Source organism: Variovorax sp. PBS-H4, from assembly GCF_901827205.1.
Lineage (GTDB): Bacteria > Pseudomonadota > Gammaproteobacteria > Burkholderiales > Burkholderiaceae_C > Variovorax.
The window spans coordinates 728,617-748,226 of the sequence record NZ_LR594675.1; the positions used below are offsets into that span (position 1 = coordinate 728,617).

The 19,610-nt window shown below is 69.5% G+C and carries 17 protein-coding genes and 1 pseudogene; 3 read left to right on the forward strand and 15 right to left on the reverse strand.

Features of this window, described 5'->3' with window-relative positions; all coding sequences use genetic code 11:
* Positions 1-10 precede the first annotated feature (10 nt).
* Genes E5CHR_RS03490 through E5CHR_RS03510 form a run of 5 tightly spaced genes read right to left on the reverse strand, consistent with a single transcriptional unit; the run spans position 11 to position 5,514 of the window.
* The gene (locus tag E5CHR_RS03490) at positions 11-814 is read right to left on the reverse strand and encodes an ABC transporter ATP-binding protein (protein ID WP_162583545.1); all 804 of its coding nucleotides are present in this window, start codon (positions 812-814) and stop codon (positions 11-13) included.
* A gap of 2 nt (positions 815-816) precedes the next feature.
* A complete protein-coding gene (locus tag E5CHR_RS03495) occupies positions 817-1,614 on the reverse strand; it encodes an alpha/beta fold hydrolase (protein WP_162578393.1) in 798 nt (265 codons plus the stop codon).
* Positions 1,607-2,002, reverse strand: coding sequence for a VOC family protein (locus tag E5CHR_RS03500; protein WP_162578394.1), 396 nt, complete (start codon positions 2,000-2,002; stop codon positions 1,607-1,609). The genes E5CHR_RS03495 and E5CHR_RS03500 overlap by 8 nt, the downstream gene beginning before the upstream one ends.
* A gap of 29 nt (positions 2,003-2,031) precedes the next feature.
* A complete protein-coding gene (locus tag E5CHR_RS03505) occupies positions 2,032-3,633 on the reverse strand; it encodes an FAD-dependent monooxygenase (protein ID WP_162578395.1) in 1,602 nt (533 codons plus the stop codon).
* Positions 3,634-3,678: 45 nt separating this feature from the next.
* The gene (locus E5CHR_RS03510; protein WP_162578396.1) at positions 3,679-5,514 is read right to left on the reverse strand and encodes a gamma-glutamyltransferase family protein; all 1,836 of its coding nucleotides are present in this window, start codon (positions 5,512-5,514) and stop codon (positions 3,679-3,681) included.
* A 170-nt stretch (positions 5,515-5,684) separates the two neighbouring features.
* Between E5CHR_RS03510 and E5CHR_RS03515 the strand changes: the two genes are divergently transcribed.
* The 3 genes from E5CHR_RS03515 (at position 5,685) to E5CHR_RS03525 (ending at position 8,064) form a co-directional block, all read left to right on the forward strand.
* Positions 5,685-6,404, forward strand: coding sequence for a helix-turn-helix domain-containing protein (locus tag E5CHR_RS03515; protein ID WP_162578397.1), 720 nt, complete (start codon positions 5,685-5,687; stop codon positions 6,402-6,404).
* Between the two features lie 72 nt (positions 6,405-6,476).
* Complete coding sequence (locus E5CHR_RS03520) at positions 6,477-7,313, forward strand: HDOD domain-containing protein (protein ID WP_162578398.1); 837 nt, start codon at positions 6,477-6,479, stop codon at positions 7,311-7,313.
* Between the two features lie 172 nt (positions 7,314-7,485).
* Entirely contained in the window at positions 7,486-8,064 is a 579-nt protein-coding gene (locus E5CHR_RS03525) for a GAF domain-containing protein (RefSeq protein ID WP_162578399.1), read from the forward strand.
* A gap of 61 nt (positions 8,065-8,125) precedes the next feature.
* Here the strand turns inward: E5CHR_RS03525 and E5CHR_RS03530 are convergent, their stop codons facing one another.
* From E5CHR_RS03530 to E5CHR_RS03575, 10 genes and pseudogenes are all read right to left on the reverse strand, one after another.
* Complete coding sequence (locus E5CHR_RS03530) at positions 8,126-9,586, reverse strand: SRPBCC family protein (RefSeq protein ID WP_162578400.1); 1,461 nt, start codon at positions 9,584-9,586, stop codon at positions 8,126-8,128.
* A 181-nt stretch (positions 9,587-9,767) separates the two neighbouring features.
* Entirely contained in the window at positions 9,768-10,208 is a 441-nt protein-coding gene (locus E5CHR_RS03535) for an SRPBCC family protein (RefSeq protein WP_162578401.1), read from the reverse strand.
* A 3-nt stretch (positions 10,209-10,211) separates the two neighbouring features.
* Positions 10,212-11,912: a flotillin family protein gene (locus E5CHR_RS03540; RefSeq protein WP_162578402.1), complete on the reverse strand. Its 1,701-nt coding sequence runs from the start codon at positions 11,910-11,912 to the stop codon at positions 10,212-10,214.
* A 16-nt stretch (positions 11,913-11,928) separates the two neighbouring features.
* Positions 11,929-12,759: a phosphoenolpyruvate hydrolase family protein gene (locus E5CHR_RS03545; protein WP_162578403.1), complete on the reverse strand. Its 831-nt coding sequence runs from the start codon at positions 12,757-12,759 to the stop codon at positions 11,929-11,931.
* Positions 12,760-12,764: 5 nt separating this feature from the next.
* Complete coding sequence (locus E5CHR_RS32040) at positions 12,765-14,012, reverse strand: Tm-1-like ATP-binding domain-containing protein (protein WP_332061342.1); 1,248 nt, start codon at positions 14,010-14,012, stop codon at positions 12,765-12,767.
* A gap of 534 nt (positions 14,013-14,546) precedes the next feature.
* Positions 14,547-15,044 (reverse strand): annotated as a pseudogene (locus tag E5CHR_RS32045) (ABC transporter ATP-binding protein); the annotation flags it as partial.
* On the reverse strand, positions 15,044-15,868 hold the full coding sequence (locus E5CHR_RS03560; RefSeq protein ID WP_162578405.1) for an ABC transporter ATP-binding protein: 825 nt from the start codon (positions 15,866-15,868) through the stop codon (positions 15,044-15,046). The gene E5CHR_RS03560 and the pseudogene E5CHR_RS32045, both read right to left, overlap by 1 nt.
* Positions 15,869-15,902: 34 nt before the next feature.
* Positions 15,903-17,156 (reverse strand): ABC transporter substrate-binding protein, encoded by a 1,254-nt coding sequence (locus E5CHR_RS03565; RefSeq protein WP_162578406.1) that lies wholly within the window; start codon positions 17,154-17,156, stop codon positions 15,903-15,905.
* Positions 17,153-18,304, reverse strand: coding sequence for a branched-chain amino acid ABC transporter permease (locus E5CHR_RS03570; protein WP_197893837.1), 1,152 nt, complete (start codon positions 18,302-18,304; stop codon positions 17,153-17,155). The genes E5CHR_RS03565 and E5CHR_RS03570 overlap by 4 nt, the downstream gene beginning before the upstream one ends.
* A 106-nt stretch (positions 18,305-18,410) precedes the next feature.
* Positions 18,411-19,352, reverse strand: a complete 942-nt coding sequence (locus tag E5CHR_RS03575) for a branched-chain amino acid ABC transporter permease (RefSeq protein WP_162578407.1) — start codon at positions 19,350-19,352, stop codon at positions 18,411-18,413.
* Positions 19,353-19,610 lie beyond the last annotated feature (258 nt).

A 19,610-nucleotide genomic window follows, 5' to 3' on the forward strand; every position in this document is an offset into this window, starting at 1 on the left:
TGTGCCGGGCTCAGTCCAGCGCGGCCTCGTGGTGGAAGATGCCGCGGATCTCGTGGGCGGCGGCGGTGAACGCGGGCGAGCCGGTCGCGTCGAGGTTGCGCGGCCGCGGCAGGTCCACCTGGATCACGCGCTCGAGCGAGCCCGGGCGCGGCGTCATCACGAACACCACGTCGCCCAGGAAGATCGCCTCGGGAATGGAGTGCGTGATGAGGATCACCGTCTTGCCGCTGGCGCTCCAGATGCGCTGCAGCTCGAGGTTCATCTGCTCGCGCGTCATGGCGTCGAGCGCGCCGAAGGGCTCGTCCATCAACAGGATCTTGGGGTCGTGCAGCAGGGCCCGCGCGATCGACGCGCGCTGCTGCATGCCGCCGCTGAGCTGGCGCGGCAGCTTGTCCTCGAAACCGTCGAGCCGCACCATGTGCAGCAGCTCCATGGCACGCTCCCGCGCCGCTTTCATGTCCAGGCCGAGCACCTCGGCAGGCAGCATCACGTTGTCCAGGATCGTGCGCCAGGGCAGCAGGATCGAGTTCTGGAACACGAAGCCCACGTCGCGCCGCGTGCCCTGGATCGGCTGGCCGTCCAGGCTCACGCTGCCGTCCGAGTAGTCGAGCAGGCCGGCGACGATGCGCAGCAGCGTGCTCTTGCCGCATCCGCTGGGGCCCACCACCGTGACGAAGCTGCCTTCGGTGATCGAGAAGTTGATGTCGCGCAGCGCCTGCACCGCACCGGTGCCGGGAGCGCCGAAGGTCTTGCTGAGCCGCTGGACGCGGATGAATTCGGCGGCCGGCGGGCGGTTCGCTTCGAGGACGGGCATGGTCATGACTCCTGGTTCGGCGATGCGAGGCAGAAACGGCGGATGTGGCCGGCAATCGCTTCCGGCGCCTGGATGCTTCCGGCATGTCCGACGCCGGGCAGCGACACCGCCTCGCAGCGCGGGATGGCCCTCGCCATGCCCAGGGTGACGGCGGGCGGCACCACACGATCGAGCTCGCCGGCGAGCAGCAGGGTGGGCATGGGGATCTGCTGCGGCGGCAGCGCAGGGCAGTCGGCCACTGCGGCAAAGCGGCGTTGCGAACGCGCGGACGCAGGCTGCGCGGTGCGGAAGATGTTCTTCCACTGCGGCTGCCCGGCCAGAAAGGCGGGCGTGAAGAAGAACTCGGCCAGCGCCTCGGCTGTTTCCGGCAGGCCGCTGCGGAGCTCGCCAATGCGGGCGACGGCTTGCGGGTTCAGCGCCTCCAACTGCTCGGGCAGCGGCCAGGTGCTGCCTAGCACCAGGCGCTGCACGCACTGCGGATGCCGGATCGCCAGCGCCTGCGCCACGCGGCCGCCGAAGGAGGTGCCGTAGACATGGGCGCGCTCATGGCCCAGCGCCTCCAGCAGCGCCTTGGCATCGTCCGCGAGCTGCAGCAGGGTCGCTGGCGTTTCGGGGCCCTGGGTCTCTCCGCAATCGCGCTGGTCGTAGGCCAGCACCGTGAAGTGGGCGGCCAGGTGCGGCGTGATTGCATCGAACATGTGGTGGCTGCCTTCGGCGCCGTGCATCAGCAGCAGCAGCGGGCCGGCGCCGCTGCGTGCGAACGCCGTGCGGGCGTCGCCCGTGCTGCGGGTCTCAAGCACGCTGCGCCTCCTCGCGCGTGTCGAAGGTCAGCTCTACCTTCAGGCCCTGCGGATCGTGCAGGAAGATCTGGTGCAGCGGCCAGCCTTCGACCGGTGCCTCCTGGAATTCGATGCCCTGCTGCGCGAGGAAATCGTGCGTCTGCCGGAGGCCGTGCGCCCGGAAGGAGATGTGGTCGAGCGGGCCCGTGTTCGATGCCGGCCGCTCCTCGGCGAAGGCGGCCAGGTGCACCAGCGGCTGCCCTTCGGCATAGAGCCAGTAGCCGTCGAAGGGCATGACGGGGCGCGCGCCCGGCGTCAGCTGCAGCAGCCGCGTGTAGAAGTCGAGCAGTGCAGGCAACTGCTCCTGCCGGCAGCGGATGGTGAAATGGTTGAGGCCGGAGACATGCATGGCGCTTTCCTTTCTTTCCTTGCTTGCTTTCAGAGCGAGAGGATCCGTTGCAGGCTGCCGCCCAGCTCGGCCACCGGATCGGGGGGCAGCCAGGCCATGCGCCAGGCGACATGCCCGTCGGGCCGCACCAGCACCGCGCCGCGCTGGCCCATGTGGAGGCCGTCGGCTTCGTGGGCGGTCTCCATCTGGCGGACCTGGATCGGCACGCCGGCCTTCTGGGCGACCGCGCGGGCGGCATCCATCCAGCCTTCGGCCCTGGGCCCTGCCACCAGCACGAAGTCCTTGTCGAACCAGTCGAGCGTGGAGCCCAGCCGTGCGAGGTCGGTCCACAGGTGCGGGAAGCGTCCGCCGGGCCGGTCCGAGGGCTGGTAGTAGCGCGGCTGGTGCGGCGTCTTGACGGTGCCGTCCGGCACCAGGGCGCCCGTGTCGTAGCTGAAGCCCAGGTCCTGGCCCGAGCTGTGCACGTGGTTGTCCGTGTCCTTGATCCAGAAATCCATCTGCTCGCGGTTGCGCGAGCGCAGGGCCCGGTCGGTCTGGTCGAAACGCGAGCGGTTGCCGAGGCTGAAGTCGGCGTTCGACTCGGCGACCGGCCGGCGCTCGGCGTCGTAGCTGTCGAGCAGCGCCGGCCCGGCGCGGCCGTCGAGCACCAGCCGCAGTTTCCACGCGAGGTTGTGCGCGTCCTGGATGCCGGAGTTCATGCCGAAGCCGCCGTTGGGCGGGAAGCGATGGGCCGCATCGCCGATCAGGAACACCCTGCCGCGGCTGAAGCGCGCCGCCACTTGCCGGCTCAGCCGCCACACGGAGCGGCTGATCACCTTGACCGCGAGGTCCGGAATGCCGGCGTGCGCACGCGCCAGCGCCACCACTTCCTCGTCGGTGCGCGGCAGCGGGCGCTCGTCCTTCTCGGTGCCGACCTGCACGACGCTGAGCCAACGGTCCCGGCCATTGGTGTTGAGAACGGTGCCGATCGCGCCATCGGGCGTCCCGGGCACGACGCGGTAGCCGGCCGTGGTGTCGATGCGAGGCAGATGGGAGAGATCGGCCATCCAGTAGTCGTTGGCCATCACGGCCAGCGTCGAAGGCCCGCGCATCTCGATGTCGGCCTGCCGGCGCACGCTGCTGCCGGCACCGTCTGCGCCGATCAGGTAGGCGGCCTGCCATTGCTGCGTCTCGCCCGTGGCGAGCGCGCGGGTGGTGACGACCAGCCCATCGTCCATCTGCGAGAAGCCGACGAACTCGGTCTGGTGGAGGATGCGGCCGTGCTCCGCGGATTGCAGCACACGGAACAGCTCCTCCTCGACCACGTCCTGCGAGACGATGCTCTTCCACGACGGCGACTGGCCGGTGTTCAGCTCGGGGTTGGTGCGTCCGTACTCGTGGCCGGAGAGCGAATCGACGATGGCGAACACGTCGGTGCCTGTCGGCAGGCCGCGCGCACGCACCCGGTCCTCGATGCCCCACTGGCGAAACAGCTCCATCGTGCGGGTGCTGCAGCCGCGCGCCTTGGGGTGGGTGGTAACGCCCTCGGCGCGCTCGACCAGCACGAAGTCGATGCCGAAACGCTCCAGCAGCAAGGCCATCGACAGGCCGACCGGGCCGCCGCCAACGATGAGGATGCGGGTGGTGTTCATGGGTTTCTCCTTGTTTCCAGTGCGGCGCCGCGGGCTGGCAGTCCCCTAGCGCCCGACGGCATAGCCCTGCATGCCGCGCGGGCTGGCGGCCGCGCGCAGCACCAGGCGGCCGCGCGCGTCGCGCATGCGGCTGCAGGCGGAGATGCGGCTCTCCGACCAGGGCTCGTTGATGTGCACGTCGTGGCCGAGCTCGCGCAGCTGCGCGATCGTCGCGTCCGGGAAGCGCGGCTCGATGCTCAGCCGGTTCAGGGTGAGCGAGCGGGGCCAGAAGGACGAGGGGTAGTGCTTGACGTGGAAGGCCGGCGCGTCGATCGCTTCCTGCAGGTTCATGCCGTACACCGCATGCCGCAGGAAGAAGGCGGTCGACCACTGGTCCTGCTGGTCGCCGCCCGGCGTGCCGAACACCATGCAGGGTTCGCCGTCGCGCATTGCCAGCGTGGGCGACAGCGTGGTGCAGGGCGCGACGCGCGGCGTCAGGCTGTTGGGCAGGCCTTCGTCGAGCCAGGCCATCTGCAGCCGCGTGCCGAGCGCGAAGCCGAGTGATGCAATCGTCGGGCTGGACGACAGCCAGCCGCCGGACGGCGTGGCCGCCACCATGTTGCCCTTGCCGTCGATGACGCTGATCTGGCAGGTGTCGCCCACGAAGAGCTCGCGATCCGCCCACTCGGCCACCGGCGGCAGCTTGAGGAAGGTGGGCTCGCCCAGGCCGTAACGGGTGTCGGCGGTGCGCAGGCTGCGTTCGCAAACGCCCAGGTCGGGCAGGCGAGGCGAACATCCGAGCGGGCTGCCGGGTTCGAGTGCACGCGCGGCCGCCTGCGGGTCGACGCGCGCCCAGCGTTGCCGTGCATAGACATCGTCGAGCAGCGCATGCTGGACCTTCGGGTCGGCTCCCGGTGCGCTGCCATACCAGGCCAGCCGATCGGCCAGGCCCAGCTTGGTGGCCTCCGCGATCGAATGAACGAAGCCGGCGCTCGTCGGCGCATGCTGCTCCAGCGAGCCATGGCGCAGCATCGCGAGGTTCTGCAGCATCAGCGGCCCCTGGCTCCAGAAGCCGCACTTGGCAACCTCGAAGGCGCCGAAGGCCAGGGTCAGCGGCGCCTCGGCGTCGGGGCGCCACGAAGCCATGTCGTCCAGGCGCAGCAGGCCGGCGTGGCGCTCGCCGCTGGTGTCGCGGACCTTCTGCGTGCGGCAGAAGGCATCGATCTCCTGCGCGACGAAGCCTTGCTGCCAGATGCGCATCGCGGCCTCGATCACCGCGCAGCGGCCGGGGCCGGCCTGCTGCGCTTCCTCGACCACGCGCGCCATCGTCGAAGCCCACGCGGGCAGGCACATCAGGCTGCCGGGCCGGGGTACGCGTCCCTGGTCCAGCCACACGTCGGCCGACGTGTGCCATTCCTCGAGAAACAGGGGCCGCACGCCGAGGATCGCTTCCGCCAGCCGGGTCGATACGGGGAAGCCTTCGCGGGCATAGCGGATGGCCGGCGCCAGCACCTCCTGCAGCGGACAGCTGCCCTGCTCGAGCAGCATCGTCATCCAGGTCGAGAAGGCCGCGGGGACCGTGGCCGCCAGCAGACCGATGCCCGGCACCTGTTCGAAGCCGAGGCGCCCGAAGGCCTGCGGCGTGGCCTCGCCCGGTGCGCAGCCCTGGCCCTTCAGCGAGACGGCGCGCCGCTCGCGCTCGCTCCAGTACAGGATCGGCACCTCGCCGCCGACGCCGTTGAGATGCGGCTCCACCACCTGCAGCACGAAGCCGGCGGCCACGGCCGCATCGAAGGCATTGCCGCCGCGCTCCAGCACGCCCATGGCCGTTTGCGCTGCCAGCCAGTGCGTGGAGGAGGCGACGCCGTGCGTACCGATGATTTCAGGGCGGGTGGTGAACATGCAGCAGCCGAAAAAAAGTGGAAGAACCGGGCGGCGTCTTCGAGGCTTCGCCCTAGAATTGCCGTTACCGATACGTAATGTGTCTATTACGGATCGGTAAGTCAAGCGCTTTTGAAGTCCGTGCTTTCCCTGAGGCGACCGCCGACGGCGCGGCACGAGAGAAGGAAGACATGCCGAGAAAAGCAGAAACCGAAGCGAAGCGGCCGGGCGTTGCCACGCGGGCCCGCAAACCGCCCGGGCCCGCCGTGGCGGCCAACGACGGCAAGGCCTGGCGCCGCGCCGGTGGCGACCAGACCATGATCCAGGAGCTGGGCCTGCGCATCCGTGCCGCTCGCGAGGCCAAGGCGCTGTCGCTGGCGCAGGTGAGCGAGCTGTCGGGCGTGCCCGGCGCCACGCTCTCGCGCATCGAGAACAGCAAGATGTCGCCCACCTTCAGCGTGCTGGCGCGCATCATGGTCGCGCTCGAGGTCGACTGGGTCGACCTGGTCGGACCGAAGAAGCCCGCACCGGGCGAGCCGGTCATGAGCTTCACCGAGGCCGGCGGCGGCATCGTGACGCAGGTGCGCGGCGAGCGTTGCGAAGTCCTGCACGGCGACGAGTCGGCCCAGTCGGCGCCGCTGCTGGTCGACGTGCACTCGCGCAAGCTCAGCGACACCGGCGGCCTCGTGGGCCACCAGGGCGAGGAGTTCTGCTACGTGCTCTCCGGCGCGCTCGCCCTGCACATCGAGGGCCGCGAACCCCGCATCATGCAGGTCGGCGACAGCGCGCTCTTCGACAGCACGACGCCGCATGCCTACCTGGCGGCGACCGCGGCCGGCGCGAAGATCCTGATCGTCGTGACGCGGCCCTACGGCTCGCACATGCAGCGAGACATTCCTGGCTTGACCTGATCCGAGGCCCCGCGCGCTATAGGAGAATGGGCGCCCCTCCAAATTCACTCGAGCCCCCGAGCCCACCGAGACATGACCGCCGCAAGCCTGGACGAGCTGTTTGCAGAAAGCCATTCGCTGCCCTCGGTCCCCAAGGTGGTTCGAGACCTGATCGAAGTCCTGAGCAACGACAACGCGACCTTGTCCCAGGTGGCGCGCAAGATCGATGTCGACCAGGTGCTCACCGCCAGGATGCTGCGGCTGGCGAACTCGCCCTTCTACGGCGTGCGCCGGAAGATCTCGACGATGGAGGAGGCGATCCGGATGCTCGGGCTCTCCTCGATCCGCACCCTGGTCATCAGCGCCAACCTCACGGGCACCTTCAAGAAGGTCCCCCATGTGGAACTGCCGAAATTCTGGCGCCACAGCCTGCGCGTCGCCTCCGCCGCCCGCCACCTGGCCGGTGCAAGCCGCGCCGCCGATCCGAACCTCGCCTTCACCGTGGGCAGCATGCACGCCATCGGGCACCTGATCATGTGCATCGTCATGCCCGATGAAATGGGCCCGCTCAACAAGAGCTGCCCGATCGATGCCATGGGCCGGCTGGATTCCGAGGAGCAGGCCTTCGGCTACCACTTCGGCGATGTCAGCGCAAGGCTGGCCTCGCGCTGGAATTTTTCCGACGAATTCGTCACTGCGCTGGGCGGGTTCGCGCGGCCGTTGCGCGTGCAGCCCTTCGATGCATTGGCCGGCATCGTGCACATGGCCGTGTGGCGCGTGGCGCTGGATAGCAACGGGCCGGCACTGTCCAGCGACTTCGAGGCGTGGCCATCGGAAATCGGGCGCGCGGCCGGCCTGTCGCGGGAAAGCGTCGAGGACATGCCGCCGCCCTCCGAACTTGCCGCCGACCTCGAACTCATGATCGCCTGAGCCACCGGCCCTGCTGCGAGCCCCCACCCCGCCCACGCACTAGAACTAATACCCGACGACTGAAATCACGTCGAGGCGACAAGTTGCAGCGTGAGCCGATTTTTGCGTCGTCCTTCACACCCGTCCGAGCAAGTCCGCATTTACCATGGCCGCACTCCCGAGATCGTCATCAATGGAAACCTGCCCGGACCCTGCTCGCACCGACCCCGCCCCCGCCCAGGAGGCCTGGGTGGAGCAGCTGCGCATCATCACCGCGGCCGGGCGCTTTCATGCCGGAGAGGTGTCGGTGCAGCGCGCCATCGGCGAATTGCTGGGCCTCGTGCGCGACCTGCTGAACCTCGAGGTGGTCTTCGTCAGCGAGGTCGTGAACGGGCATCGCGTCTTCCGCTACATCGAGTCGCAGGACGACGCCTCGCACATCCGGCCCGGCCATTCCGCGCCGCTCGAGCAGACCATCTGCCAGCGCATCCTCGACGGGCGCATGCCGAACCTGGTGCGCGACGTCAGCGCCGTCCGCGAAGCACAAGGCCTGCCGCGCGTCTTCGAGGGCATGGGCACGCACATCGGGGTCCCGGTCCGGATGGCGGACGGCAGGCTCTACGGCATGCTGTGCGGATTCAACATGAGCGGCGTGACCGAGCTGGACGAGCGTGACCTGCGGCGGCTCGAAGTCGCCGCCGGCGCGGCCGCCCGCCTGCTCGCGAGCGCGGACGGGCGCGAACACACGCCTTCCGACCCGGCGCTGACCTAGCGCGCCGTCCCGCAGACGCCATGGCGGCGTTGCAACGTGGGAATGGCTCCTTCTGGCGTGTTCAGGGCAGCAGGACCAATGCGCCGAGGGTGGCGCGCGATTCGAGCCGCGCGTGCGCCTGCGCAGCGGCCTCCAGTGAATGGCGCTCGATCGGCGGCAGCCGGATGCTGCCGTCGGCGAGCGCATCCCACACGCGCTGCGCACGTTCGGCCAGTTGTGCCTGGCTCGCCACGTAATCGAACACCACCGGGCGCGAGAAGCTCAGCGATTTTGCGACCAGCGCATCGGGCGGCAGCGGCGCCAGCGGGCCGCTGGCCTGGCCGAGGCTGATCCAGTGGCCGCGGCGGGCCAGCGCTGCCAGGTTCTCGTCGCGGGCCGCATCGCCCAGGCCGTCGACCAGCACGTCGGCGCCGCCGCAGGCACGCTGCACGGCATCGGCGAAGCGGTAGTCGCGCGTCACGATCGCATGCTCGCAGCCGTGCTCGCGTGCGACGCGCGCCTTCTCATCGCTGGACACCGTGCCCAGCACCGTCGCACCGAGCCGGCGCGCCCAGGCACAGACCAACAGGCCCACGCCGCCGGCCGCCGCGTGCACCAGCAGCCGCGTGCCGCGCTGCACCCGGCCCAGGTCGTGCAGCAGGTAGTCGGCGGTCAGGCCCTTGAGCAGCAGGGCGGCGGCGGCCTCGTCCTCGATCGACGCGGGCAGGCGCACCACCCAGTCCGCCGGCACGCAGCGCACGCCGCAGTAGGCGCCAGGCACCGGGCCGAGGTACGCCACGCGATCGCCCGGCAAGAACCCGCTCACCTGCGGCCCGACATCGATCACGCTGCCGGCGGCCTCCATGCCGGGCACCAGCGGCAAGGTTGACGGGATCCAACCGCGCCTCAGGTAGATGTCGATGAAGTTGACGCCGATCGCGCGCTGCCGGATGCGCACCTCGCCTGCGCGCGGCGCCGGAGCCTCGCCCTCCTGCGCGCGCAGCATCTCGGGTCCGCCATGGTGCTCGACCACCACGCGGCGCGTGGCGAGGGGCAGGGCGGCCGGCATCGCTTCCGTCGCGCCGGGCGCTCGCAGGTCGCCGCCCGCGTGCAGGTAGCGCCGCAGGTTTTCGAAGCCCGCTTCGTACACCCCCTTCGCCACCATGTCGCGCAGCTCGCGCTCCATGCCCGGCGGCGTGTCGAAGCGCGATTCCCAGTGCCAGAAGGTGCGGTTGCCGTCGGTCACGGGTTTCAGCGTGACCGTGGCCACGTAGCGTCGCAGCGGCACGGTCGCCTCGACGATGCAGTAGGTGCTCGTGTGCTCGCGGTCCGAAAGCGTCAGCAGCTGCTCGCGGATGCGGTTGCCGTCCCGCAGCGTAAAGCTGCGCACGCAGCCCACCTGGTCGCTGCGCTCGCCGCCCTCGATGCGGCTCGTCTCCACGGCCTCGTGCCACTGGTCGTGGCTGTTGAAGTCGCGCAGCACGGCCCAGACGCGCTCGATCGGCGCATCGATGAGGGTCGAGCGGACCACGCGCTGGCGCATCAGGCCGTCCGCCGGGCCGCCCCAAGGGCGGACTGCGTCCCCTTGGGGGGCAGCGAATACACGAAGTGATGAGCGTGGGGGCGCATATCTTCAGGCCGTCCGCCGGGCCGCCCCAAGGGCGGACTGCGTCCCCTTGGGGGGCAGCGAATACACGAAGTGATGAGCGTGGGGGCGCATATCTTCAGCGGCGCCCGAAATGGCGCTTCAGCGCTTCGAAGCCGGCCTGGAAGACGCCTTGCCCGATCGACTCCGCAAGTTCGCGCTCGCGGGTCTCATCGCACTCGAACTCCGCGCTCCACTCCGCGAAGCAGCGCCCGCCATCGGTCACCGGCGTGAGCTTGAGCGTGGCGATGTAGTTCGCCACCCCCATCGGGCTCTCGAGGATCTCGTAGCTGCAGCTGTATTCGTAGTCCGACAGCGCCAGCAGCCGCTCGCGAATCGCACCGCCGTCCTTCGTGTGGAAGTGCCGGATGCAGCCCACGCGGTCCGGCGGCTGCCCGTTCTCGATGCGGCTGTCCGCGATCGACGGGTGCCATTGCGGCATGCCGTTGAAGTCGCGGATGCGCGACCACACGTTGTCGGCACTGGCATCGATGACGCTCGAGACATAGACCTGCACCATCCGTCATTCCTTCTTTTTTCCGCCGCCGGAAAGCAGCGCCGCCTGCGTGCCCGCGGGGTCGCCCACCAGGCGCTGGATATCGCCGCCCTCGATGCCGATCTCGCGCAGCAGCTGGTCCACCAGCGGCGCCTGCGCGCGGAAGCGCAGCGCGGAATTCACCAGGCCATCGGCAAAGCCGCCGTTCGCATCGCCGTTGGGAACGCCCCCGTGCGAACCGCCTCCGCCCAGCCCCTCCACGTGCAGGATCTTGATGCCCTCGATACGCTCCATCGGCCGCACCGATTCGCGGATGATGGCTTCGGCCTTCTCCACCAGCTTCATCCGCAGGGCCGACATGCGGGCATCGGCCGACAGCATGTTGTGCGCCTCGTTCATCATGCGTTGCGCCTCGGCCTCGATCTCGGCACGCACGCGCATCGCCATCGACTTGATCTTGTCCGCATCGGCATCGGCCTCGGCCTGCGCGCGCAGCGCGGCGCCGCGGTCGGCGCTGGCGTCCTTCTCCGCCTGCGCGGCGGTCGTCAGGCGCAGCGCGTCGCGCTCGGCGGCCTGGGCCGCGCCGATCAGCTCGATCGCCTTCCTGCGCTCGGCCATCTCCACCTCGCGCGCGGTGAACACCTTCTCCTCGGCCGACACGGCCTGGGCGCGCGCGGATTCCGCCTCGGCCTGGGCCTCGCTCTGCGCCTTGCTCTCGCGTGCCACCGCGATCGCGCGCTGCTGCTCGGCCAGTTCCAGCGACAGCCGGCGCTCGATCTCGGCGCCCTGGATCGTGCGCTCCTTGGTGATGCGCTCCTGCTCGATGGTCTGTTCGGCCCGGATGCGGGCGGCGTCGATGCTCTGCTTGGCCGCGATCTGCGCGCCTTCCGCGTCCTGTTCGCGCCGCGCGCGCTCGGTCGCCAGCTCGGCGCGCTGGCGGGCGCGCGCGATCTCCACCTCGCGCTGTTGCGTGAGGCGCGCGTGCTCGCTCTCGCGGTCGATCTCCAGCGAGAGCTTCTCGGCCTCGAGGTTCTTGTTGCGGATCGCGATCAACGTGTCCTGCTCGACATCGTTGCGCTGCTTCTTGCGATGCTCGATCTGCTCGGTCAGGCGTGTCAGGCCCTCGGCGTCGAACGCATTGCTCGGGTTGAAGAACTCCATCCCGGTCTGGTCGAGCTGCGTCAGCGAGGCGGCCTCCAGCTCCAGCCCGTTCTTGGTCAGGTCCTCGGCCACGGATTCACGCACGCGCTTCACATAGGCGCCGCGCTTCTCGTGCAGTTCCTCCATCGTCATCTCGGCGGCGGCGGTGCGCAGCGCGTCGACGAACTTGCCCTCGACCAGCTCCTTCAGCTGCTCGGGCTCCATGGTGCGCAGGCCCAGGGTCTGGGCGGCCGCTGCCACGGCTTCCGCATGGGCGGCCACGCGCACGTAGAACTCGGCGATCACGTCCACCCGCATGCGGTCCTTGGTGATGAGCGCCTTGTCGCGCCCGCGGCTCACTTCGAGCCGCAGCGTGTTCATGTTGACCGGGATCACGTCGTGCACGATGGGCAGCACGAAGGCGCCGCCGTCGAGCACCACCTTCTGCCCGCCCAGGCCGGTACGCACGAAGGCCCGCTCCTTCGAACTGCGCAGGTAGAGCCAGTGGAGCAGCCAGACCGCGAGCGCGACCAGGATCGCGACCACGATCAGCCCCAGGATGAAGTTGCCGAATTGAGCGCCGGACATGGATGTCGTCTCCTCTTTATCTCGTGATCTGCAGGAAGCGCCGCGTCGTCTCGGTCAGCGCCGTTTCGGTGGGCAGCCGTTCCATCGAACTGGCGCCGTAGAAGCCGTGGCACGCGGGGCAGCGTGCGAGCACATGCCGCGCGTCCTCCGGCGTGGCGATGGGCCCGCCGTGGCACAGCACGATGGCGCCGGGATTCACTGCATGCGCGGCTGCCGCCCAGGCGTTGATGCGGCCGACGCAATCGTCCAGCGTGAGCGCCGTGCCGGCGCCGATGGCACCGCCGGTCGTGAGGCCCAGGTGGCACACGATGATGTCCGCGCCGGCGGCTGCCATGGCGCGCGCGTCGGCTTCGCTGAACACGTAGGGCGTGGTCAGCAGGTCCATCGCATGGGCGCGCGCGATCAGCTCGACCTCCAGCCCGTAGCCCATGCCGGTTTCCTCGAGGTTGGCGCGAAAGGTGCCGTCGATCAGCCCCACCGTGGGGAAGTTCTGCACGCCGGAGAAGCCGAGCGATACCAGTCGCCGCAGGAACTCCTCGGGGATCATGAAGGGATCGGTGCCGTTGACGCCGGCCAGCACCGGCGTGTGCTTGACCACCGGCAGCACCTCGTGCGCCATTTCGCAGACGATCTCGTTGGCGTTGCCGTAGGCGAGCAGGCCGGCCAGCGAGCCGCGGCCGGCCATGCGATAGCGGCCCGAGTTGTAGATCACGATCAGGTCGATGCCGCCGGCCTCTTCGCACTTGGCCGAGAGGCCGGTGCCGGCGCCGCCGCCGATGATCGGGCGGCCCTCGGCGATCTTGGCGCGGAAGCGGTCGAGCAGGATGGATCGGGCGATGCAAGGCATGGGCGTCAGGCGCGTCGCGCGTGGGGGGAAGACACGGAGATCTCCTGCCATGCCGCGACCAGCGCATCGGCGAAGGCCTCGTCGTTGATGTGCAGGGGCAGCCGCTGGAGCTTGCGATCGGGCCCGGCCCGGAACGACTGTTCGATGGCGGAGAACAGCGCGCGGTCGGCCTCGGGATCGTGGAAGGGCTCGCCGGGCCGGTCGATCGCCGACACGCCGCGCTCGGGGATCAGGAAGCGCAGCGGCCCGCGCATCGCGTTGAGCTTGGCGGCAATGAAGGCGCCGATCGCCTCGCACTCGGCGGGCGTGGTGCGCATCAGCGTGACGGTCGGGTTGTGGCGGTACAGCTTGCGCGCCCTGAAGCGCTCGGGCACCGTCTCCCAGGCGCCGAAGTTCACCATGTCCAGCGCGCCGCAGGAGCCCACGTAGGGCAGGGCGTGGCGCGCGAAGGCGTCCATGCGCGTGGGACCGGCGGAGAGCACGCCGCCCGCGATCTCGTCGGCGATCTCGGTGGTCGTCACGTCGATCACGCCCGCCAGCAGGCCCGAATCCACCAGCTTCTCCATCGACTGGCCGCCGACGCCGGTCGCATGGAAGACCAGGCAGTCGCAGGCCTCCTCCATGCGCTTGGCAACCCTCTGCACGCAGGGCGTGGTCACGCCGAACATGGTGAGGCCGAGCGCGGGCTTGCTGTCGGCCGACACGGCGGGCGGGTGCGCGATCATCCCTGCCAGTGCGTGCGCCGCATTGGCCAGCACGCGCTCGCTGATGCGGTGGATGCCCTGCACGTCGGTGACCGAATACATCATGCAGATGTCGCTCGGACCCACGTAGGGCCGCGTGTCGCCGCTGGCCATGGTCGAGACCATCACCTTGGGCACGCCGATCGGCAGCGCCCGCATGCCTTGCGTGGCCATCGAGGTATTGCCGGAACCGCCGGCGGCGATGATCCCGCCGAGGTCGCGCCGCGTGCCCACGAAGGCCTCGAAGGCCTGCGCCATGGCGGCCGTCGCGCTGCCGCGGTCGCCGCTGAAGACGGCCGCCTCGCCCTGCGGGTGGTGGCGCGCCACCTCGCGCGGATGCACGCTGGCCAGCGAGGTCTTGCCGGAGGTCGAGAGGTCCACCGTGACCACGCGCAGGCCGAGCCGCTCCAGGCATTGGCGCAAGAAGAAAAGCTCGCGGGCCTTGGTGTCGAAGGTGCCGGCGATATACGCTGCACGGGTGCTGCCGGTCGCGACAGGAAAGTCGAACAGCCGGCCGGCGCGGTCGGCGCCCGCATCCTCTGCGCCGATGCTCCCACTGCCTCTCCCGCTGGCGGAAGAGGGCTGGGCTGACGGCAAGCCCGATGGCGCCCTCGCAATGTCGACCACGGGTGCGGCCGCATCCCCCGCATTCCAGCGATTGAAGCCGCGCACCATGCGCGGCGCAGGCGCATCCATCGAAGGCGGGCCCTCGCCATGCGCGCGGCGCACGGTGAAGACTTGCACCGGTGCTGGTCCCTCTGGCTCGTCGCCGGCTTCGGGCCCCGCAAGCACCTCGTCGTGCCCGTTCGAGCGCACGCCCAGCAGGCGCTCCTGCAACTCGCGGTCGCCGGCCAGCTGCGCACTCGGCATCTGCTGCGTGATGCGCCCGTTGACCATCACGCCGATGCGGTCGGCCACCGCGATCGCGACGCCGAGGTTCTGCTCGATCAGCAGCACCGAGATGCGGCCCTCTGCCGCGAGCTCGCGCAGCGCCTGCGCCACCTGGTCGACGATCACCGGCGCGAGGCCCTCGGTGGGCTCGTCCATCACCAGCAGCGTCGGGTTCAGCAGCAGCGCGCGGCCGATCGCGAGCATCTGCTGCTCGCCGCCCGAGAGCTGTGCGCCGCCGTGGCCGCGCCGCTCGGCCAGGCGCGGGAACAGGGTGTAGACGCGATCCACCTCGCGCCGCTGCCTCGCGACCAGGCGCAAGGTCTCGTCCACGGAGAGCGAGGGCCAGACGCGCCGACCCTGCGGCACGTAGGCGATGCCGCGCCGCGTGATCTCGTGCGGCGCGAGGCCCAGGATCTGCTCGCCGGCCAGCCGGATGCTGCCGCGCGCCGGCACCAGGCCGGTGATCGCATTGCACAGCGTGGTCTTGCCCATGCCGTTGCGCCCCACGATGCCGAGCACGCCGCGCTCCAGCACCAGGCTGACGCCCTGCAACGCATGGGCGTGGCCGTAGAACACGTCGAGTGCGTCGATGGCCAGGACCGGCGCATTGCTGCCCGGCGGCTTGTCGGGGGTGCTGCCGAACCAGGCCATCAGTGCCGGCTCCCCATGTAGATCGCCTGCACCTCGGCATCGTTTTCGATGTCCCCGGGACTCCCGGTGCGCAGCGTGCGGCCGTTGTGCATCACCGTGACGCGGTCGACCACGCGCAGCGCGATGTCGAGATCGTGCTCGATCAGGACGAAGCTCATGTGCGCCGGCAGCGAGCGCAGCAGCGCCACCAGCTCGCGGCGCTCGGCCGGCGAGAGGCCGGCGGCCGGCTCGTCGAACAGGATCAGGCGCGGCGCTCCTGCCAGCGCCATGCCGATCTCGAGCTGGCGCTGCTGGCCGTGCGCCAGGTTGGCCACGCGCTCGTTGGCGAGATGCGCCAGGCGGGTGCGCTCCAGCAGGTCTTGCGTGGCCTGCGTCGAGGCGTGCCCCGGGCCGGCCCGCAGGAAGCTGAAGCGGCCGCTCGCGACGCCGCGCACCGCGAGGAAGAGGTTGTCGCGCACCGTCAGGTCGCGGAACAGCAAAGACGCCTGGTAGGTGCGGCGCAGCCCCTTGCGGATGCGCTCGCAGGGCGGCAGCGCGGTGATGTCCTCGCCGAAGAAATGAATGCGGCCGGCCGTGGGCGGGAAGTCCCCGGTGATGGCGTTGAAGAGCGTCGTCTTGCCGGCACCGTTGGAGCCGAGGATCGCGTACTTCTGCCCGGCCGCCACCGTGAGGGACACATCGTCGACCGCGCGCAGTGCGCCGAAGGCACGCGTCACTCCCGCCAGGCGCAGCGCGTCGCCCGACAGCAGCTGCGCGCCGCCGCCAGTGCTGCTGCTGCTGCTGGGACGCGGCGCGGGCTGCCGCAGGGGAGTGATCGTCGCCATCGCTAGAAGCCGGCCGGCGAAGCTTGGGCAGGCGTCATTTCCTGCAGTCCGGGACGTCGCGCGTGCCCAGGCCCATCTTCTTGAACTCGGCTTCGGGCAAGCCCAGCGTCTGCGAGATGTCGGGGACCGACTTCACCACCTTGTTGTAGAAGGAGCCGTCCGGCGCCTTCGTCACCTCGGTGATGTACGTGGTGCCGACCCCGTTGCGGTTGGCGTCGATCTTCACGGGGCCGGCGGGGCCGTTGAAATTGGTCTTCTGCAGTGCGTCGCGGTACGCCTTCTGGCCGCCCGACAGGTCGCCCTTGACCGCATCGAGCGCATCGAGCGCGGCCTTGGTGTTGATGTAGTAGAGGTACGCGAACAGCGAGGGGCTGGGGAAGCCGTCCTTGAAGTTGGCCTTGTAGTCCGCCACGAACTTCTTCCATTCGGGCGTGTCGATCGAATCGGCCATCGGGCCGGCGGAGGCCGTGCCCAGGAGCGACTCGCGGCGCTTGCCCTTGAAGTTGAGCACCGTCTGGTCGACCGTGATGGAGCCGCCGACCATCGGCTTGTCGCCGCCGGCTTGCTCGTACTGGGTGAGGAAGTTCACCGCGTCCGAACCGCCCAGCACCACCACGAGCGCGTCCACGTCCTTCGGGATCTTGGCGATCACCGACGCATAGTCCTTGGTGCCCAGCGGCACCCAGGCCTTGTCGACCACCTTGCCGCCCTTGGCGCAGTAGCTCGCCATGAAACCCTGCACCTGCGAATAGGGGAAGCCGTAGTCCTCCGCGATCAGGAAGGTCTTCTTGTAGCCCTTGGACAGCGCGTGCTCGCCCAGGCCCACCATCCACTGCGCGCCCTCGGTGTTGAAGCGGTAGAAGTTGGGCGCCGGATCGGTCAGCGTGGCTGCCTGCGCGCCGGAGGAGCCGTTGATGAAGGTGATGTTGGGCTGCGTCTTCGCGTAGTTCTTGACCGCGATGCCTTCGTCGCCCGACAACGGGCCGATCATGACCTGCACCTTGTCCTGCTCCACCGCCTTGCGCGTGGCATTGACCGCCTTGTCGGGCGTCGCGTCGGAGGACACCTTGACGAACTCGATCTTCTTGCCGCCGGCCATGCCGTTCTTCTGCTTGAGCGCGAGCTCCGCGCCGCGCATGCCGTCCTGCCCCGGTGCCGCGAACGGGCCTTCCAGCGAGGCCAGCAAGCCGACCTTGAGGGTCTCCTGCGCCTGCGCCAGACCGGCCGCCGCGACCAGCGCGGCGGCGCCCACGAGGCTGCGTCCGAACACTCTTCTGCTTGTCTTCATGTCTCGCTCCTGGTTGTCATTGATGAACGAATGCGGCCGAGGCCGCGCGCGGTGAACGGGCCGCCAAGGCGCGTGCGCAGGCTCTGCCACAAGCCCAGCAGCCCGTCGGGGGAAAAAAGGACGATGGCGAGGAACACGCCGCCGATGACGAGGTTGAAGCGCTCGCGGTCGACCAGGTCGATCGCGAAGTTCTGAAGCAGCACGAACACGATCGCGCCGACGAAGGCGCCGATCGGGTGCTTCATGCCGCCGAGCACGGCGATGATGAGGATGTTGATCATCGCGCCGGTGCCGACCGTGCCGGGCGAGATGCGGCCGTTGTACCAGACCATCAGCACCCCGCCCACCGCTGCGAGAAAGCCTGCCACGGCGTAGGCGGCGACCCGGTGCGCGGTCACGTTGTACCCCAGCGCGGACATGCGGCGCGGGTTGTCGCGAATGCCCTGCAGCGCCACGCCGAAGGGAGCGCGCACCAGGTACTTGACGAAGAAGTAGCCCCCGAGCGCGCACGCCAGGGTCAGGAAGTAGAAGGCCAGGGGTTCGCGCAGGTCGAGCTCGAAAACCATCGGCGCCGCAATGCGGCTGAAGCCCTGGAAGCCGTTGAAGAGGGTGTAGTTCTGCTGCGCCAGGTAGAAGAAGGCCACGCCCACTGCCAGCGTGATCATGATGGTGTAGATGCCCTCGGTGCGCACCGAAAGCCAGCCCACTGCCGCGGCGAACAGCGTGGCGAGCCCGACCGCGATCGGGAGCGCCAGCCACCAGGGCCACCCCAGGCTGATCGCCACGTTGCTGCTGGTGCCGAAGATGGCCAGCATGTAGGCGGCGAAACCGGCCACCGTCATCTGCGCGAGCGACACCATGCCGCCGTAGCCGCCGAGAAAGGTGAGCGAGAGCGCGATCAGTCCGAGGGCCAGCGACTGGGCGCCGATCTGGAAGGTGAAGAAAGGCGATGCGAAGAACGGGTACGCGAGGACGAAGGCCATGACGATGACGTGGCGGGGGCGGATCGCCCGCAGCTTGTCGCGCTGGCGCTGCCACCAGCCTGCGCCGGCCGGCACCGCGATACCGCCTGGTGCAGCGACAGGCCGCAGCGGCGGCGCCGTGCCCGACGGCCGCCGCGCCGCGGTCGCCGCGGCCGAAGAATTCATCGCCCGCCGCCACTGCGCCGCGCTCATGGGGCCCCCGCGCTCGTCACTTCGTGTACTGCGCGGCCCTCCGGGGGGGCTTTCGCGCCTATGGGCGGCCGGGCTGCGCTCATGACGCCTTCCCCATCAGCCCGCGCGGCTTGAAGGCCAGCGCGATCACCATGATCACGAAGGTGAAGACGACGCTGTAGGTCGGCGCGTAGGCCTGGCCGAACTGCTCGGCCAGGCCGATCAGCAACGCTCCGATGGCGGCGCCCACCACGCTGCCCATGCCGCCCACGATCACCACCACCAGGGAGGCGAGCAGGTAGCGCGTGTCTTCGCCCGGCGAGATCGACAGGGCCGTGCCGCCGACCACGCCTGCGAGACCGGCCAGGCCGGCGCCGATCGCGAAGGTCAGGGCGAACACGCGCTGCACGTTGACGCCCGAGGCCGCGAGCATCCCGCGGTCGTCCACGCCGGCGCGGATCATCATGCCGATGCGGGTGCGTGCCAGCAGCAGCCACAGGCCCACACCGATCACGATCGAGGCCAGCAGCACGAACAGCCGGTAGGTCGGGAACTTGTTGACCAGCGGCAGCGTGGTCGAGCCGTAGATCCAGGCCGGCGGATCGAAGGTGTAGATCTCGGCGCCCCAGATCCACAGCGCAACGTCGGCCAGCACGATCGACAGGCCGATGGTCACCAGCGTCTGCCGCAGGTCCTGTCCCTGCATGTGGCGGAACACCAGCAGCTGCATCAGCACGCCCAGCACGGCTGCCGACAGGAAGCCGGCGAACACGGCCAGCACCCACGAGCCGGTGCGCTCGCCTACCATCCAGCCGACGTAGGCGCCGATCAGGTAGAGGGAGCCGTGCGCCAGGTTGACGTTGCGCATCAGGCCGAAGACCAGGGTGAAGCCGCTGGCGACCAGGAAGTAGAGGGAGGCCAGCGTGAGGCCGTTGAGCAGGGTCTTGAAGAAGAGAGGCGAGTTGTCGGCGACCGCCCAGATGGCGAAGAATGCGATGGGGAGGGCGAACAGCAGCGACGGGATCCAGCGGGAGTTTTTCATGGAGTGCCTTCGGCTGCGGCTGCGGTGCGAGAGGGTAGAGGTACGCGGCCTGGCAATACGTGCGTTGCTGTTGGCTTGAGGCCGGAGCCGGGATGTCGTCCCGGCAGCCGAGTCACTTTCTTTTGCTTCGCCAAAAGAAAGTAACCAAAGAAAAGGCGACCCCACTGGCCGCGACCCTCCGCTTCGCTACGGGCAACCTGCGGTGCTCGCTTTTCGCGGGGTCCGCGCAAACTCGCTTCGCTCAAACACGCGCGGCCC

Bases quoted from the DNA above. Each gene is read 5' to 3' on its own strand.
- E5CHR_RS03490 (WP_162583545.1), bottom strand. From the start codon at position 814: ATGCCCGTCCTCGAAGCGAACCGCCCGCCGGCCGCCGAATTCATCCGC.
- E5CHR_RS03500 (WP_162578394.1), bottom strand. From the start codon at position 2,002: ATGCATGTCTCCGGCCTCAACCATTTCACCATCCGCTGCCGGCAGGAG.
- E5CHR_RS03505 (WP_162578395.1), bottom strand. From the start codon at position 3,633: ATGAACACCACCCGCATCCTCATCGTTGGCGGCGGCCCGGTCGGCCTG.
- E5CHR_RS03510 (WP_162578396.1), bottom strand. From the start codon at position 5,514: ATGTTCACCACCCGCCCTGAAATCATCGGTACGCACGGCGTCGCCTCC.
- E5CHR_RS03515 (WP_162578397.1), top strand. From the start codon at position 5,685: ATGCCGAGAAAAGCAGAAACCGAAGCGAAGCGGCCGGGCGTTGCCACG.
- E5CHR_RS03520 (WP_162578398.1), top strand. From the start codon at position 6,477: ATGACCGCCGCAAGCCTGGACGAGCTGTTTGCAGAAAGCCATTCGCTG.
- E5CHR_RS03525 (WP_162578399.1), top strand. From the start codon at position 7,486: ATGGAAACCTGCCCGGACCCTGCTCGCACCGACCCCGCCCCCGCCCAG.
- E5CHR_RS03530 (WP_162578400.1), bottom strand. From the start codon at position 9,586: ATGCGCCAGCGCGTGGTCCGCTCGACCCTCATCGATGCGCCGATCGAG.
- E5CHR_RS03535 (WP_162578401.1), bottom strand. From the start codon at position 10,208: ATGGTGCAGGTCTATGTCTCGAGCGTCATCGATGCCAGTGCCGACAAC.
- E5CHR_RS03540 (WP_162578402.1), bottom strand. From the start codon at position 11,912: ATGTCCGGCGCTCAATTCGGCAACTTCATCCTGGGGCTGATCGTGGTC.
- E5CHR_RS03545 (WP_162578403.1), bottom strand. From the start codon at position 12,759: ATGCCTTGCATCGCCCGATCCATCCTGCTCGACCGCTTCCGCGCCAAG.
- E5CHR_RS03560 (WP_162578405.1), bottom strand. From the start codon at position 15,868: ATGGCGACGATCACTCCCCTGCGGCAGCCCGCGCCGCGTCCCAGCAGC.
- E5CHR_RS03565 (WP_162578406.1), bottom strand. From the start codon at position 17,156: ATGAAGACAAGCAGAAGAGTGTTCGGACGCAGCCTCGTGGGCGCCGCC.
- E5CHR_RS03570 (WP_197893837.1), bottom strand. From the start codon at position 18,304: ATGAATTCTTCGGCCGCGGCGACCGCGGCGCGGCGGCCGTCGGGCACG.
- E5CHR_RS03575 (WP_162578407.1), bottom strand. From the start codon at position 19,352: ATGAAAAACTCCCGCTGGATCCCGTCGCTGCTGTTCGCCCTCCCCATC.